This is a genomic window from Vibrio sp. 1401 (assembly GCF_033340295.1).
Genome location: NZ_JAWOWF010000005.1, coordinates 55,299 through 72,705 on the forward strand (window position 1 = coordinate 55,299; position 17,407 = coordinate 72,705).

The 17,407-nt window shown below is 45.7% G+C and carries 13 protein-coding genes; 12 read left to right on the forward strand and 1 reads right to left on the reverse strand.

Annotated features, from left to right (window positions below; translation table 11 throughout):
* The first annotated feature begins 49 nt into the window (after positions 1-49).
* From murE to lpxC, 11 genes are all read left to right on the forward strand, one after another.
* Positions 50-1,531, forward strand: coding sequence for a UDP-N-acetylmuramoyl-L-alanyl-D-glutamate--2,6-diaminopimelate ligase (gene murE, locus R7Z77_RS04365; protein WP_225466622.1), 1,482 nt, complete (start codon positions 50-52; stop codon positions 1,529-1,531).
* Positions 1,528-2,892 carry a UDP-N-acetylmuramoyl-tripeptide--D-alanyl-D-alanine ligase gene (locus R7Z77_RS04370; protein ID WP_005372928.1) on the forward strand — a complete coding sequence of 455 codons (1,365 nt, stop codon included), beginning with the start codon at positions 1,528-1,530 and terminating at the stop codon, positions 2,890-2,892. The genes murE and R7Z77_RS04370 overlap by 4 nt, the downstream gene beginning before the upstream one ends.
* Positions 2,892-3,974: a phospho-N-acetylmuramoyl-pentapeptide-transferase gene (gene mraY, locus R7Z77_RS04375; RefSeq protein ID WP_005372931.1), complete on the forward strand. Its 1,083-nt coding sequence runs from the start codon at positions 2,892-2,894 to the stop codon at positions 3,972-3,974. Before R7Z77_RS04370 ends, mraY begins: the two co-directional genes overlap by 1 nt.
* A gap of 39 nt (positions 3,975-4,013) precedes the next feature.
* Positions 4,014-5,327 (forward strand): UDP-N-acetylmuramoyl-L-alanine--D-glutamate ligase, encoded by a 1,314-nt coding sequence (gene murD, locus R7Z77_RS04380; protein WP_033906092.1) that lies wholly within the window; start codon positions 4,014-4,016, stop codon positions 5,325-5,327.
* Between the two features lie 18 nt (positions 5,328-5,345).
* Entirely contained in the window at positions 5,346-6,542 is a 1,197-nt protein-coding gene (gene ftsW, locus R7Z77_RS04385) for a cell division protein FtsW (protein WP_005372933.1), read from the forward strand.
* Entirely contained in the window at positions 6,529-7,596 is a 1,068-nt protein-coding gene (gene murG / locus R7Z77_RS04390) for an undecaprenyldiphospho-muramoylpentapeptide beta-N-acetylglucosaminyltransferase (protein WP_318136609.1), read from the forward strand. Before ftsW ends, murG begins: the two co-directional genes overlap by 14 nt.
* Positions 7,597-7,619: 23 nt before the next feature.
* On the forward strand, positions 7,620-9,077 hold the full coding sequence (murC, locus tag R7Z77_RS04395; protein WP_005387395.1) for a UDP-N-acetylmuramate--L-alanine ligase: 1,458 nt from the start codon (positions 7,620-7,622) through the stop codon (positions 9,075-9,077).
* A gap of 192 nt (positions 9,078-9,269) precedes the next feature.
* Positions 9,270-10,052, forward strand: a complete 783-nt coding sequence (locus R7Z77_RS04400) for a cell division protein FtsQ/DivIB (protein ID WP_005387393.1) — start codon at positions 9,270-9,272, stop codon at positions 10,050-10,052.
* Positions 10,045-11,307, forward strand: a complete 1,263-nt coding sequence (ftsA, locus tag R7Z77_RS04405) for a cell division protein FtsA (RefSeq protein ID WP_005372946.1) — start codon at positions 10,045-10,047, stop codon at positions 11,305-11,307. The genes R7Z77_RS04400 and ftsA overlap by 8 nt, the downstream gene beginning before the upstream one ends.
* A gap of 30 nt (positions 11,308-11,337) precedes the next feature.
* Positions 11,338-12,576, forward strand: coding sequence for a cell division protein FtsZ (gene ftsZ, locus R7Z77_RS04410; RefSeq protein ID WP_017633617.1), 1,239 nt, complete (start codon positions 11,338-11,340; stop codon positions 12,574-12,576).
* Positions 12,577-12,677: 101 nt separating this feature from the next.
* The gene (gene lpxC / locus R7Z77_RS04415; RefSeq protein ID WP_005381871.1) at positions 12,678-13,595 is read left to right on the forward strand and encodes a UDP-3-O-acyl-N-acetylglucosamine deacetylase; all 918 of its coding nucleotides are present in this window, start codon (positions 12,678-12,680) and stop codon (positions 13,593-13,595) included.
* 113 nt (positions 13,596-13,708) lie between these two features.
* Here the strand turns inward: lpxC and R7Z77_RS04420 are convergent, their stop codons facing one another.
* The gene (locus R7Z77_RS04420; protein WP_054578503.1) at positions 13,709-14,167 is read right to left on the reverse strand and encodes a DUF721 domain-containing protein; all 459 of its coding nucleotides are present in this window, start codon (positions 14,165-14,167) and stop codon (positions 13,709-13,711) included.
* A gap of 407 nt (positions 14,168-14,574) precedes the next feature.
* Here R7Z77_RS04420 and secA point away from each other — a divergent pair, with 407 nt between their 5' ends.
* On the forward strand, positions 14,575-17,304 hold the full coding sequence (gene secA / locus R7Z77_RS04425) for a preprotein translocase subunit SecA (RefSeq protein WP_005381868.1): 2,730 nt from the start codon (positions 14,575-14,577) through the stop codon (positions 17,302-17,304).
* The last annotated feature ends 103 nt before the right edge of the window (positions 17,305-17,407 follow it).

Below are 17,407 nucleotides of genomic sequence, written 5' to 3' on the forward strand. Positions count from 1 at the left end.
CTGAGCAAACAAAATTAAGAAAACCTGAGCCAAAGCTCGGAGAACAAATATGACTAAAGCCATCAGTATGGACGTGCTGCTTTCCCCTTGGGTGGATTGCCCTAGCTTATCGTCCGTTCTTGTTTCTGAATTGGAGCTCGACAGCCGAAGAGTTCAACCTGGAACCACGTTTGTAGCAGTGATTGGCCATGTTGTGGATGGGCGTAAATTCATTGCCTCTGCAATTGAGCAAGGTGCAAATGCAGCCCTGGCGCAAGCCTGCGATGTCAAAACACATGGTACGGTGGAAATCATTGATGATGTTCCCGTCATTTACATTGATAGGTTGGACCAACGTTTATCCGCAATTGCTGGAAAGATCTATGCTTACCCTGATATGGATTTGATTGGTGTCACCGGCACCAACGGCAAAACCACCATTACCCAGTTAATAGCGCAATGGCTAGAACTGCTTGACCATAAAGCGGCGGTAATGGGAACAACAGGAAATGGCTTCCTCAATAACTTGCAACAAGCTGCGAATACAACGGGGAATGCCGTTGAAATTCAGAAAACGCTCTCCTCTCTCGCAAATCAACAAGCCACATACACCGCGCTAGAAGTATCTTCTCATGGCCTGACGCAAGGTCGTGTCAAAGCATTATCATTTGCGGCGGGCGTGTTTACTAACTTAAGTCGTGACCACTTAGATTATCATGGCACGATGGAAGAGTATGCCAATGCAAAGCTTGGGTTGTTCACGCAACACCAATGTGAACGTGCCATTATCAATGTTGATGATGAAGTCGGTCATCAATGGGCGTCGCAGTTAAGTAATGCGATCGCTGTCTCGCTCAAGCCGAACACTGAATTTGAAAGCGCAATTTGGGCGACGGAAGTCAGTTACGCAGAGTCAGGGATTACTATTAAGTTCGATGGTAAATTTGGCTCAGGTGAATTGCACGCGCCATTGATTGGTGAGTTTAATGCAACCAACTTAATGCTCGCTTTTGCGACCTTATTAAGCTTAGGTAAAGAGAAACAAGCGTTACTCGAAACTGCAGGTCAACTGCAACCCGTACTCGGCCGAATGGAGTTATTCCAAACTGAGGATCGTGCCAAAGTCGTGGTCGATTATGCTCATACTCCTGATGCTTTAGAAAAAGCGCTGCAAGCTTTACGAGTTCATTGTGAAGGCCAGCTGTGGGCTATTTTTGGCTGCGGTGGCGATCGCGATGCAGGTAAGCGCCCAATGATGGCGGAAATTGCAGAGCGTCTGGGCGACAGAGTGGTGTTGACTGACGATAACCCACGCAGCGAAGATCCGGTTCAGATTGTGAAAGATATGTTAGCTGGGCTGTCAAAACCTGCTGAAGCGATTGTTCAGCATGACCGCTTCAAAGCGCTGTCTTATGCCATTGAAAATGCTTCGCCAAATGACATTATCTTGTTAGCTGGAAAGGGCCATGAAGATTATCAGATTCGTAATGGCGAAACGATTCATTACTCCGACCGCGAGTCCGCAATGCAACTTTTAGGATTGACCTCATGATCAAAGTAACGTTATCTCAAATTGCAGACATCACTCGTGGTGAGCGATTCGGCGACGAGCTACTTATCGACGCGGTTTCTACTGATACACGAACGATTGAGCGTGGGGCTTTATTCGTCGCGTTAGTTGGGGAGCGCTTTGATGCGCACAACTTTTGCCAACAAGCGGTAGATGCAGGTGCCGGTGCTTTACTCGTAGAAAAACGCTTAGATGTGAATGTGCCGCAAATTGTGGTGTCGGATACCAAACTTGCATTGGGTGAGTTTGCTTCTTGGGTGCATCAAGCATGCAAAACACCTACCGTTGCCATCACCGGAAGTTGCGGTAAAACGACCGTAAAAGAAATGGTTGCGAGTATCCTGCAATTGAAAGGCAAAGTGTTATTCACGGCGGGTAACTTCAATAATGATATTGGTGTTCCGTTGACATTATTGCGCTCACAGCAGGATGATGATTATGCCGTGATTGAGCTTGGTGCTAATCATATAGGTGAAATTGCTTACACGACTCAGTTAGTAAAACCAGATATCGCGTTAGTGAACAATGTAGCCGCCGCTCACCTTGAAGGCTTTGGTTCTATCGATGGCGTGAAACAAGCCAAAGGTGAAATCTACCAAGGCCTTTCAGCTGGTGGTATTGCGATTGTTAACCTAGACAGCAATGGTGAAGCCAAGTGGGATGAAGTGTTAGCAGATAAGAAAGTCATTACTTTTTCACAAAGTAATACTGATGCAGACTTCTTCGCTTCTAACATCGTATTGAACGCCGCAGGTGAAGCAAGCTTTGACTTACATATCGCAGCAAGCTCACAAGAAATTGAACTGTCTCTGGGTATTATAGGTCAACACAACGTTGCGAATGCGATCGCTGCTTCTATTATTGCGTTACAAATGGGCGCCACATTAGAAGAGGTTCGCGCTGGCCTTAAACATTTGAACAAAGTGAAAGGTCGCGTCGAGGTTGAAGCGCTGAGCGAAAAGATAAAATTGATTGACGACAGCTACAACGCGAGCGTGCCAGCCATGAAAGCGGCAGTTGATTTATTGGCCGCTTTCCCAGGTCAACGCTGGCTGATTTTAGGTAATATGGCGGAATTGGGCGAGGAAAGTCTTGCACTTCATCGTCAAGTCGGGGAACATGCTGCCCCACAAAAATTTGAACATGTTCTCACATATGGTGCAGACGCCAAGGTGATCAGTGATCTTTGCCAAGGCATTCATTTTGAGACGCACCAAGAGATGATTGAATACATCAAGCAGCATCTAGACCAAGCCGTTCCTGAAAACCATACGATATTGGTGAAAGGAGCGAATGGTGCACGTATGTTTGAAGTCGCTGCTGCTTTGAAGGAGTATTATTAATGATTATTTGGCTTGCCGAGCTGCTACAGCCATACCTGTCTTTTTTCCGATTGTTTGAATACTTGTCTTTTCGAGCAATCCTAAGCGTATTAACCGCTCTAGGTCTGTCATTATGGATGGGACCAATCATGATCAAGCGTTTGCAAATGCTGCAAATTGGTCAGGTAGTGCGTAACGAAGGTCCTGAATCTCACTTTAGTAAGCGTGGTACCCCAACAATGGGCGGTATCATGATCTTAGCGGCCATCTCAATCACGATTTTGCTATGGACAGACTTATCCAACCCTTACGTATGGGCGGTACTGACAGTCTTACTTGGCTACGGTGCGGTCGGATTTGTTGATGATTATCGTAAAGTGGTACGCAAAAATACCGATGGCTTGATCGCGCGTTGGAAGTACTTCTGGCAGTCGTTGATCGCGTTTGTCGTCGCTTTCGCATTGTATGCTTACGGTAAAGACACAGCAGCAACTCAGCTAGTGGTGCCATTCTTTAAAGACATCATGCCGCAGCTTGGTTTGATGTATATCATTCTGACTTACTTTGTCATTGTAGGTACAAGTAACGCGGTTAACCTGACTGATGGTCTAGACGGTTTGGCAATCATGCCAACGGTTCTTGTTGCAGCAGGCTTCGCGGTTATTGCATGGGCGACCGGTAACGTTAACTTCTCTGAATACCTTCATATTCCATACTTACCACATGCTTCTGAGTTGGTTGTCGTATGTACAGCAATCGTCGGTGCAGGCCTTGGTTTCTTGTGGTTTAACACGTATCCAGCACAAGTGTTCATGGGTGATGTCGGCTCACTAGCGCTTGGCGGCGCGTTAGGCACTATTGCTGTTCTCGTTCGTCAAGAGTTGGTGTTGGTGATCATGGGCGGTGTGTTTGTGATGGAAACGCTGTCGGTAATTCTACAGGTGGGTTCATACAAACTGCGTGGTCAGCGCATTTTTCGTATGGCACCGATTCACCACCACTACGAATTGAAAGGTTGGCCAGAACCTCGCGTAATCGTGCGTTTCTGGATTATTTCTATGGTTCTTGTTCTGATTGGTCTTGCGACATTGAAAGTGCGTTAATCGCACTTTCCAAGAACAAGATTTACAGTGTGATCAAATATGGAACGTTGGCAAAACATACATAGTGTTGTCGTCGTAGGGCTCGGTATTACCGGGCTCTCTGTCGTTAAACACCTAAGAAAAAATCAGCCACAGCTTGTGGTCAAAGTCATTGATACTCGCGTAAACCCTCCGGGTGCAGAGCGCTTGCCGGAAGATGTTCAACTGCATAGTGGTGGTTGGAATACAGACTGGCTTTCTGACGCGGATCTTATCGTGACCAACCCTGGTATTGCGCTAGCGACACCAGAGATCCAAGCCGTATTAGCAAAAGGTACGGCAGTAGTAGGTGATATCGAGTTATTCGCTTGGGCGGTGCAGAAACCGGTGATTGCGATTACGGGCTCAAACGGTAAGAGCACAGTAACCGACCTCACAGGTGTGATGGCTAACGCTGCAGGTTTGGATGTTGGCGTTGGTGGTAACATCGGTGTGCCTGCTCTGGATTTGTTAGAACAAGACGCAGACCTATATGTACTCGAACTCTCGAGCTTCCAGTTAGAAACGACGTCAAGCTTAAAGCTCAAAGCCGCTGCGTTTCTGAATCTTTCTGAAGATCATATGGATCGTTATCAAGGCATGTCTGACTATCGACAAGCTAAGTTGCGTATTTTTAACCATGCTGCTCTTGCAGTCGTGAACCGTGATGATCAAGAAACCTTCCCAGACGCAGAGATGCCATTGGTGACATTTGGCAGCGACAATCAGGACTTTGGTCTCGAGGTGGATGGCAACCGTACTTGGCTGCTCGATCACGGTCAACGAGTTGTCGCAAGTGATGAGCTTAAGTTGGTTGGTAAGCACAACTTATCTAACGCTCTGGTTGCTTTAGCGCTATTAAAAGCTGCGGACGTAAACTATCACAAAGCATTGAATGCACTTAAAAATTACACGGGACTGACACACCGATGCCAGGTGGTTGCGGATAATCAAGGCGTCAAATGGGTGAATGACTCTAAAGCAACTAATATTGCCAGCACTATGGCTGCGCTATCTGGTTTGGAATCGACAGGCAAGCTCTACTTACTCGTTGGTGGTGTTGGCAAAGGTGCTGACTTCTCGCCATTAAAACCGATCTTCGCGACGCTTAACTTGCAACTGTGTTGCTTTGGCGCTGATGGCGATGAATTTATGCCACTGCATGAATCTGCAATACGTTTCGACACTATGGAAGATGTGATTCAACAAGTATCTTCGCAGTTAAAACCAGGTGATATGGTGATGCTGTCTCCTGCATGTGCTAGCTTTGATCAATTCGACAACTTTATGGCAAGAGGTGATGCTTTCGCTGCTCTTGCTCAGAAATATGCATAATTAAAGGTTACACACTTCGTGGGTTTAGGTAACGTTAAACGCAGTATTGGCAATTGGCTCAAGCATCCAGCCCCAGAGGCGATGTTTGATCGTCAGTTAGTGTGGATTGCACTGGGTTTGATGTTGACTGGTTTGGTCATGGTAACCTCTGCATCATTTCCAATCAGCTCTCGATTAACGGAACAGCCGTTCCACTTTATGTTTCGTCATGCGACGTTTCTCGTGCTGGCGTTAGGGACCTCCGCTGTTATTTTGCAAGTGCCTTTGCAAGAGTGGTTTAAGAAGAGCCATTACTTACTTTGGGCTTCTTTCGCACTGTTGATCATCGTGCTCTTGGCGGGTAAGTCGGTTAATGGTGCGTCTCGTTGGATTCCCCTTGGGCTGTTTAACCTTCAGCCAGCGGAAGTCGCGAAGCTATCGCTGTTTATCTTCATGTCTGGTTACTTAGTTCGAAAGCAAGACGAAGTACGACAAACGTTCTTTGGTGGCTTTATGAAGCCAATCATGGTGTTTGCCTTCTTCGCAGTATTACTACTTGGTCAGCCAGACTTGGGGACGGTCGTCGTGATGCTGGTCACGCTGTTTGGCATGCTTTTTATCGCAGGTGCAAAACTAACCCAGTTTCTCGCCTTGATGGTGGCAGGTATCGGCGCTGTAGTAGGTTTGATTCTCGTCGAGCCATACCGTATGCGACGAGTAACCTCCTTCCTTGACCCGTGGGAAGATCCATTTGGCAGTGGCTATCAGTTGACTCAGTCTTTGATGGCGTTTGGTCGTGGTGAATGGTTCGGACAAGGTCTCGGTAATTCAATTCAAAAACTGGAATATCTACCGGAAGCGCATACCGACTTTGTGTTTGCCGTACTTGCTGAAGAGCTTGGTTTCGTAGGCGTAGTGCTGGTCTTAATGCTGATTTTTAGCTTGGTGCTAAAAGCGGTTTACATCGGCAAGCGTGCATTTGAAGAAGGCGAAATGTTCGGAGGTTATCTGGCTTTCGGAATTGGTATTTGGTTTGCGTTTCAAACCTTGGTTAATGTTGGAGCTGCCGCCGGTATTGTTCCAACTAAAGGTTTAACACTTCCACTCATCAGTTATGGTGGTTCTAGTCTAATAATTATGTCCGTCGCAGTGTCCATACTACTGCGTATCGATTACGAATGCCGCTTGAAACGCGAGCAACAACAATCAGAACAACAAGCTAATGAAACAAAATAAACGTTTGATGGTGATGGCTGGTGGTACTGGCGGTCACGTATTCCCAGGTTTGGCGGTAGCAAAACAGCTTCAAGAGCAAGGTTGGGAGATCCGTTGGTTAGGTACGGCGGATCGAATGGAAGCGGATTTGGTGCCAAAACATGGCATTGAAATCGACTTTATCAAAGTGAAAGGGTTACGAGGTCAAGGCGTTAAACGTCTTCTTGCAGCACCATTTCAAATTATCAATGCCATTATGCAGGCTCGTGCTCACATGAAACGCTGGCAGCCAGACGCAGTGCTTGGTATGGGCGGTTATGTTAGCGGCCCGGGCGGTATTGCCGCTTGGATGAGTGGCATTCCTGTTGTTCTGCATGAACAAAATGCAGTAGCAGGTTTAACGAACCAATGGTTATCGAAAATCGCTAAGAAGGTTTTTCAGGCTTTCCCAGGCGCTTTTCCAAATGCCGAAGTGGTTGGGAACCCAGTTCGTGAAGATGTGACTCAATTAGCAGCGCCAATTGAGCGCATGCAAGAGCGCCAAGGTCCAATTCGCATTTTGGTGATGGGTGGCAGCCAAGGCGCACGTATTCTTAACCAAACTCTGCCAGAAGTGATGTCGAAATTGGGCGAAGATTACTGTATTCGTCATCAAGCGGGCAAAGGTGCCGCCGAAGAAGTGAATGCAGCATACCAAGCTAATGGTGTGGTAAATGCAGAAGTAATGGAATTCATTGATGACGTTGCAGAAGCTTACGCATGGGCTGACCTTTTAGTTTGTCGCTCTGGAGCGTTAACCGTTTCTGAAGTCTCGGCGGCAGGTGTAGGCGCTATTTTTGTTCCATTCATGCACAAAGACCGCCAGCAAGCACTTAATGCAGACCATTTGGTGGATTGCGGCGCGGCGAAAATGATTGAACAACCAGATTTAACCGTTGAGTCTCTGACTCAGCAGATCCAACAATTGGATCGCCAAGCTTTACTTACAATGGCTGAGCAAGCGCGTGGCGCTGCAAAATTGAATGCTGACCGAGTTGTCGCACAAGCCATTGTCGCTTTGACCGAAAAGCGTTAACCGAATTATTGAGAATAGAATTGATGACAATCCAACATACACAAGACTTAGCTCAGATTCGCGCAATGGTGCCAGAGATGCGCCGCGTGAAATCCATCCACTTCATCGGTATTGGTGGTGCGGGCATGAGCGGCATTGCAGAAGTGCTGTTGAACGAAGGCTACCAAATCACAGGTTCTGATCTATCAGAGAACGCTGTGACAGAGCGTTTGGTATCAAAAGGTGCGACGGTATTTATTGGTCATCAAGCCAGTAATGTAGAAAAAGCAAGTGTGGTTGTTGTGTCAACGGCGATCAACGAAGAAAACCCAGAAGTGATGGCGGCACGTGAATTACGCATCCCTATTGTACGCCGCGCAGAGATGTTGGCTGAATTGATGCGATTCCGTCACGGTATTGCCGTTGCGGGTACACACGGTAAAACCACGACGACCGCTCTTGTCACTCAAATCTATTCTGAAGCCGGTCTTGATCCAACGTTTGTGAATGGCGGTTTGGTGAAAAGCGCAGGTACAAATGCGCGTCTAGGCTCGAGTCGTATTCTAATTGCAGAGGCAGATGAAAGTGACGCGTCATTCCTGCACTTGCAACCAATGGTGAGCATTGTTACCAATATCGAAGCCGATCATATGGATACCTATGGTGGTGACTTTGAAACCTTAAAGCAAACCTTCATCGATTTCCTTCATAATCTACCGTTTTACGGCCAAGCAATTGTTTGCATTGATGATCCTGTGGTTCGAGAGTTAATCCCACGTATCAGTCGTCAAGTGATAACTTACGGTTTTTCTGAAGATGCCGACGTACGTATTGAAGATTATCGTCAAGAGGGGCAGCAAGGCAAATTTACGGTAGTACGTAAAGGGCGAGCTAACTTAGATATCACGCTGAATATTCCAGGTCGTCACAATGCATTGAATGCGTCTGCTGCGATTGCGGTTGCTACTGAAGATGACATTGAAGACGATGCGATCCTAAAGGCAATGGCTGGTACGCAAGGTACGGGAAGACGTTTTGATCACCTTGGCGAGTTTGATACTGGCAACGGCCATGCAATGCTTGTTGATGATTACGGCCATCATCCCACAGAAGTGGATGTAACCATTAATGCAGCACGCAGTGGTTGGCAAGACAAGCGTTTGGTGATGATTTTCCAACCGCACCGTTATAGCCGTACTCGTGATTTATACGATGATTTCGCGAATGTGCTTGAACAGGTAGATGTATTGATCATGCTGGATGTTTACGCAGCGGGTGAAAAGCCGATTGCAGGGGCTGATGGGCGCGCTTTATGTCGCACAATTCGCAGCCGAGGCAAGGTAGATCCGATTTTTGTTCCAGAAATCGAGCAATTACCTTCAGTTTTAGCTAACGTTATACAAGACGGCGACCTAATCTTAACGCAAGGTGCGGGTGATATTGGTAAAGTGGCGAAACAGCTGGCAGGTCTTAAATTGAATATAAACAAGATGCTTGGCTGACACATATTGTTGACGCGAAGGACAGATAAAGACTCAGATCTCGATTTTGCGTCAATATCATTGTGATTTATTGCTATCAGTGTTTGATAGTTTACAAGAGCTCAGTATAATCCCAAGGTTAAAGTCAAGACTTTTACCTCTGCGTAATTATATGGGTAAAAAGTACACGACAAAAGTCAGGAAACGAAGACGTTGTTGAATATTGCACTGAATGACGAGCGACCAAACACGGGTAACAACCGTGGTCGCCAAGAAAAAATCTTGGGTGCGTTATTTTTCGTTGTGGTTGTGACTTTAATTAGTTCTGTTTTGTACGCGGCGATCAGTTGGATGTGGGATGACCAAAGGTTACCTCTCTCCAAAATAGTACTTCAGGGGAAACTGGAGTATGTCCAAGCTGACGATGTGCAGGCTGCATTTAGTCGAATTGATCACATCGGTACATTTATGTCTCAGGATATTGATGTATTACAGCAAAGTGTCGAAGCTCTGCCATGGGTAGCGCATGCCGCAATCCGAAAGCAGTGGCCGGATACAGTAAAAGTTTTTTTGACGGAGCATCAACCAGAAGCCATTTGGAATGGCAACGAACTGTTAGATAAAAACGGGTTCGTTTTTGATGGAGATGTTGCTCTGTTGCAAGAAGAAAAAGTGAAGCTGTACGGACCCAAAGATAGCGGACCGGAAGTCTTACAGACTTACCGTGATTTGAGTCCTAAGTTTCAGCAATTGGGTTTAGCGATATCGTCTCTGGTATTAAACGAGCGACGAGCTTGGCAAATCATCCTTGATAACGGTATTCGATTGGAGCTCGGTAAAGAGTCTCTTCTTGAGCGTATAGAGCGCTTTTTTAAGCTCTATAACAAGCTTGGCAGTGACACGCAAAGAATCAGTTATATCGATCTTAGGTACGATACAGGAGCCGCAGTTGGTTGGTTTCCTGAACAAGAGTTAGAAGAGAGTACAGATGACTAAGGCCGCTGATGACAACATTATTGTTGGTCTTGATATAGGCACTGCAACCGTATCGGCTCTAGTGGGTGAGGTTTTACCAGACGGTCAAATTAATATTATTGGCGCAGGTAGTAGCCCCTCACGCGGCATGGATAAAGGTGGCGTGAATGATTTGGAGTCGGTTGTAAAATCAGTACAACGTGCAATTGATCAAGCTGAATTAATGGCAGAGTGCCAGATCAGCCGAGTCTTCATTTCGTTGTCTGGTAAGCATATCGCAAGCCGAATTGAAAAAGGTATGGGCACGATTTCTGATGAAGAGGTGTCTCAAGAAGACATGGATCGCGCTATCCATACCGCAAAATCGATTAAAATCGGTGATGAACAGCGAATTCTTCATGTGATCCCGCAGGAGTTCACCATTGATTACCAAGAAGGAATCAAAAATCCGCTTGGTTTATCTGGGGTAAGAATGGAAGTGAGTGTCCACCTTATCTCATGCCATAATGACATGGCACGCAATATTATTAAGGCGGTAGAACGCTGCGGCCTTAAAGTAGAACAACTCGTATTTTCTGGGCTTGCTGCTAGTAATGCAGTAATCACCGAGGATGAAAGAGAGCTTGGAGTTTGTGTGGTTGATATTGGCGCCGGCACGATGGATGTGGCCATCTGGACTGGCGGTGCGTTACGTCACACAGAAGTATTTTCGTACGCAGGAAATGCTGTAACCAGTGATATTGCTTTTGCTTTTGGTACGCCAGTGAGCGATGCTGAAGAAATAAAAGTCAAATATGGCTGTGCTTTGAGTGAACTGGTCAGTAAGGATGACACGGTTAATGTACCAAGCGTAGGTGGACGACCATCACGTAGCCTGCAACGTCAAACGTTGTCAGAAGTGATTGAGCCACGCTACTCTGAGCTTATGGGACTGGTTAACCAAACTATCGACTCTGTACAAGCAAAATTGCGCGAAGAGGGTATCAAGCACCATCTGGCTGCGGGAGTTGTACTCACCGGCGGTGCTGCGCAAATGGACGGAGTGGTAGAATGTGCGGAACGCGTATTCCGCAATCAAGTAAGGGTCGGCAAACCGCTCGAAGTCAGCGGATTAACTGACTATGTAAAAGAGCCGTACCATTCTACGGCAGTTGGATTACTTCATTACGCAAGAGACATGCAGTCTAGCGACGATAGCGATTATAATGAACCTAAACGCTCATCTGTAACTGGCTTTTTCGATAAATTGCGTAACTGGATACAAAAAGAGTTTTAACCTGAGTTGCAGGATAAACGGAGACAACACATGTTTGAACCGATGATGGAAATGTCTGACGATGCAGTAATCAAGGTCGTTGGGGTTGGTGGCGGCGGTGGTAACGCCGTTGAACACATGGTGCGTGAATCCATCGAAGGTGTGGAATTCATCAGCGTCAACACTGATGCGCAAGCACTTCGTAAGACAAGCGTTGGCAATGTTATTCAGATCGGTGGTGATATTACTAAAGGTCTGGGTGCAGGTGCTAATCCACAGGTTGGCCGTGACGCAGCTCTCGAAGACAGAGATCGAATTAAAGATTCCCTGACTGGCGCCGATATGGTGTTTATCGCAGCTGGTATGGGTGGCGGTACCGGTACTGGTGCAGCGCCTGTTATTGCTGAAGTGGCTAAAGAGCTTGGCATTCTAACAGTAGCGGTAGTAACTAAACCGTTTAGTTTTGAAGGTAAAAAGCGTTTGGCATTTGCTGAGCAAGGTATCGATGAGCTCTCTAAGCATGTTGACTCTTTGATCACGATTCCAAACGAAAAGCTACTTAAAGTACTTGGTCGTGGTGTAACACTACTAGAAGCTTTTGCAAGCGCTAACGATGTTCTTAAGAATGCCGTTCAAGGTATTGCTGAGCTAATTACTCGCCCTGGCATGATCAATGTCGACTTTGCGGACGTAAGAACTGTAATGTCTGAAATGGGTCACGCAATGATGGGTAGCGGCATCGCCAAAGGTGAAGACCGTGCTGAAGAAGCGGCTGAAATGGCAATTTCTAGCCCACTTCTGGAAGACATCGATCTAGCGGGCGCTCGTGGTGTTCTTGTCAATATTACTGCTGGTCTGGATATGCGTCTTGACGAGTTTGAGACGGTTGGTAATACAGTGAAGGCATTCGCTTCTGACAATGCGACTGTTGTTATCGGTACTTCTCTAGATCCTGATATGACTGACGAAATCCGCGTAACAGTTGTAGCGACAGGTATTGGTAATGAGAAAAAGCCAGATATCACGCTAGTTGCGGGTGGTAAAGCGAAAGTGGCACCGACGCCGCAAGCTCAACCACAGCAACAAGCAGCGGCAACGCAAGCTGAAGAAAAACCGGCACAGACCTTGCAAAATAATCAAGTGCAAGAGAAGCCACAGGTAACTCCTCAGCCGACAAACACTGCTCCTTCTTCTCCAGCTTCGTCGAGCCAAAGTTCTGCGGCTCCAAAGCAAGAAAAGGAAAGTGGTTATTTAGATATACCGGCATTTTTGCGTCGTCAGGCTGATTAATCTTTAACCCATAAATTTGACATGGCTCAAAATTATGGTAGCATTCACGGTCGACGTTACAGACGGCCGTGTTTTGTAGCAAATTTTTGAGAGGCAAGCAGATGATCAGACAACGTACTCTGAAAGAAATAGTGAAAACAACTGGTGTGGGTCTCCACTCTGGTCGTAAAGTCACACTTACTCTGCGCCCGGCTGCTGCAAATACAGGTATCATTTACCGTCGTACAGATGTAAATCCACCTGTAGATTTTCCAGCTGATCCAGCTTCAGTTCGTGACACCATGCTTTGTACTGCATTGGTAAACGATGAAGGTGTGCGTATTTCAACTGTTGAGCACTTGAATGCGGCACTTGCTGGTATGGGCATCGATAACATTGTTGTCGAAGTAGACGCACCTGAAATTCCGATCATGGATGGTAGTGCAAGCCCATTTGTATACTTGCTACAACAAGCAGGTATCGAAACGCAAAATGCGCCAAAACGCTTCATCCGTATCAAAAAGCCAGTTCGTTTTGAAGATGGTGATAAATGGGCAGAATTTGTACCATTTAACGGCTTCCGTATGGACTTCGAAATTGAGTTTAATCACCCAGCGATTGAATCAGACGAGCAACGTTTGCTGTTTGATTTCTCGTCAAAAGGCTTTGTTCGTGAGATTTCTCGAGCACGTACGTTTGGCTTTATGCGTGATATCGAATATCTACAATCTCAAAACCTAGTTTTGGGTGGTAGTTTTGACAATGCTATCGTTTTGGATGATTACCGTATTCTTAATGAAGAAGGTCTACGCTTTGAAAATGAGTTTGTGACTCACAAAGTGTTGGATGCGATTGGTGACCTTTACATGTGTGGCCACCCAATCATTGGTGAATTCCGTGCCTTTAAATCTGGCCACGGTTTAAATAACCAACTGTTACGTGCTGTTCTTGCAGATCAGGAAGCGTGGGAGTGGACTACATTCGAAGAAGAAGTCGGCTCACCAGTAGCATTCGCAGAACCAAATATGGTGCTTGCGTAAATACTTGGCATTAGAATTAATAAAAAACCAGGCTTATGCCTGGTTTTTTGCTATTTGGCTTTAATCTTCTACTTATCAATAACATTCAAGCTTTCAGCATATTGAAATAACGTTCACTTACGATCTTCCTTTTCTGCCATATCGGCTAATCGTTTTAAACGCTCTTGAATTTTAGGTGGCGCCATGTCGGCAATCGTCATTAATGACTTTGCTGCAGATTCTGTTAGTGGTGGACGCTTAGGTCTGTCGTCTTGTTGAAAGCGGTTTCTATATAGTGAAGGATTGATCCTCACTTCAACGCTCATCAGCTTGGCAAAGCCTTGAGTACGAAGTTTATTTAGGATCATGAGGCGATCGTAATCGATCTTCATTTTGATTGCGGCACTAGAGACATCGATCAATAGATGGCCGTTACGAACATTCGCTACTCGGCAATGATCGGCCGTCCCCATGGGTAAGATCTCTTGCAAAGCTTGGTTAAGCTGTAAGATTTCTCCAGCATGTTCTTGAATCTGCTTGAACTGTGACTCAGCAATAACATCTTCAGTCGAGGTTGGACGGTGATCACGCATAGGTAAAATCTAATTTTGTTGAGATATAGCTATTCTAGAGCAGCTTTCTATCAAGGTATAGTTTACATTAACGTCTTTAGCTTCAGTTTTACAATGTAGCAAGGTAAAAAGCAAAGTTTGCTCTGGATGGATTACACATATTGCGGTATGCAATATCGGCTAATCAGTCACCACTTTAAGTAAAAACTTCAGAGTGCTTCAAACAAATACGTCTATTTATGGTTGTATCGATTAAAAATCCTTACACTAAGCCACATTGTTTCAAAACTTAGCCTTGAAATATGGATGTTTGAACTCAATATCTTTGATAAATGATTTATCTCAGTATTCTTAGTTCCAAACTGGCAGAGACTGAAGGCATTATGAGTAGATCGGGAACGGTCTGAATAAAGAGAGATTCACGAAAAATGATAACTAAGCTACTGACAAAAGTGATTGGCAGTCGCAACGACCGAACACTGCGCCGCCTTAGAAAAATTGTAAAAGAAATTAATAACTTTGAGCCAACATTCGAAGCTCTAAGTGACGAAGAGTTAAAAGCAAAGACGGTTGAATTCCGTGAGCGCCTAGAGAAGGGTGAAACTCTTGATAAACTACTTCCAGAAGCTTTTGCTACGGTTCGTGAAGCATCTAAGCGTGTCTACGGTATGCGCCACTTCGACGTCCAGCTTATCGGTGGTATGGTTCTAAATGCGGGTCAAATCGCTGAAATGCGTACGGGTGAAGGTAAAACGCTGACGGCAACGCTTCCTGCTTACCTAAATGCCCTGGCTGGTAAAGGCGTTCACATTGTAACAGTGAACGATTATCTAGCTAAACGTGATGCAGAGACAAACCGCCCTCTATTTGAATTTTTAGGTATGACTGTTGGCGTAAACGTGCCAAACATGCCTCCTCAAGAGAAAAAAGAAGCGTACCAAGCTGACATCTTGTACGGAACGAACAATGAATTTGGTTTTGACTACCTTCGTGACAATATGGCTTTCCGTAGCGAAGATCGCGTACAACGTGAACGCTTCTTTGCAGTTGTCGATGAGGTGGACTCAATCCTAATTGATGAAGCTCGTACCCCTTTAATCATTTCTGGTCCTGCTGAAGATAGCTCTGAGCTATACACCCGAATCAACCTTTTGATCCCGCATCTTAAAAAGCAAGACAAAGAAGACTCTGAAGAATATCGTGGTGATGGTCACTACACTGTTGATGAGAAATCAAAGCAAGTATACCTCACAGAAACGGGCCAAGAGTACGTTGAAGAACTGTTGGTGAAAAATGGTCTTATGGAAGAGGGTGACACACTTTACTCTCCGACTAACATCAGCATGTTACATCACGTGAATGCCGCTTTGCGTGCTCATGTGTTGTTTGAGCGCAACGTTGATTACATCGTTACTGACGAAGGTGAAGTAGTAATTGTTGATGAACATACTGGTCGTACAATGCCAGGTCGTCGTTGGTCTGAAGGTCTTCACCAAGCAGTAGAAGCGAAAGAAGGCGTTAAGATTCAAAACGAAAACCAAACTTTGGCTTCGATTACCTTCCAGAACTACTTCCGCTTATACGAAAAACTGTCTGGTATGACAGGTACTGCGGATACTGAAGCGTTTGAGTTCCAATCTATTTATGGCTTGGAAACGGTGGTTATCCCAACCAACAAACCTATGATTCGTAACGATATGCCGGATGTGGTGTACCGTACCGAAGCTGAGAAGTTTGCGGCAATCATTGAAGATATCAAAGAGCGCGTTGCGAAAGGTCAGCCAACATTGGTTGGTACCGTATCGATTGAAAAATCAGAACTACTCTCCAACGCCTTGAAGAAAGCGAAGATCAAACACAACGTATTGAATGCGAAATTCCATGAGAAGGAAGCGGAAATTGTTGCTGAAGCGGGTATGCCGGGTGCGGTAACTATCGCGACCAACATGGCCGGTCGTGGTACGGATATTGTGCTTGGCGGTAGTTGGCAATCAAAAGTGGAAGCTTTGGAGAACCCAACTCAAGAACAAATCGATGCGATTAAAGCAGAGTGGAAAGTGGTACATGATCAAGTACTAGATGCTGGTGGTCTACACATCATTGGTACTGAGCGCCACGAATCTCGCCGTATTGATAACCAGCTACGTGGTCGTTCTGGTCGTCAAGGAGATGCGGGTTCATCTCGCTTCTACCTATCTATGGAAGACTCTTTGTTACGTATTTTCACTTCTGATCGTATGGCGAGCCTTATCCAAAGTGGTATGGAAGAAGGCGAAGCAATTGAATCGAAAATGCTTTCTCGCTCAATTGAAAAAGCACAGCGTAAAGTGGAAGGTCGTAACTTTGATATCCGTAAGCAGCTACTAGAATACGATGATGTGGCAAACGATCAGCGTAAGGTTGTCTACGAGCTGCGCGACGAATTGATGAACGTTGAAGACATCAGCGGTATGATCGAGCAAAACCGTGAAGATGTGCTAACAGCGGTTATTGATGAGTACATCCCGCCACAATCACTAGAAGATATGTGGGACGTTGAAGGTCTACAAGAGCGCTTGAAAGCAGACTTCGATCTTGATGCGCCAGTGAAGCAATGGCTTGAAGAAGACGATAAGCTTTACGAAGAGGCGCTACGCGAGAAGATCATCAATCTAGCCGTTGAAGTGTACAAAGAGAAAGAGGAAGTGGTGGGTGCGCAAGTACTTCGTAACTTCGAGAAATCGGTTATGCTTCAAACGTTGGATACGCTTTGGAAAGAGCACTTGGCAGCAATGGATCACTTGCGTCAGGGGATTCACTTACGCGGCTATGCGCAGAAGAACCCGAAACAGGAATACAAGCGTGAATCGTTTGAACTGTTTGAAGGTCTACTAGAAGCGCTGAAAACTGATGTGATTACTGTTCTATCTCGCGTTCGAGTTCAGCAACAAGAAGAAGTTGAACGTATGGAAGAGCAACGTCGTGCGCAAGCTGAAGAGGCCGCTCGTCGTGCTCAAGCGCAACACGCAGCAGCACAAAACCCTCTTTCTGAAGGTGAAGAATCTGAAGAAGGTTCAAGTCAGCCAATGGTACGTGATGAACGTAAAGTAGGTCGCAATGAGCCTTGCCCTTGTGGTAGTGGTAAGAAGTATAAACAGTGCCACGGCAAAATCGACTAACGTATTAGTCAGATAATGTTTTAAAGAGTCGCCTAGGCGGCTCTTTTTTTAAGCAAATTCTGTGGCTGTCGAATTTCATAAGTTTTGATAGCATCGGATAGTT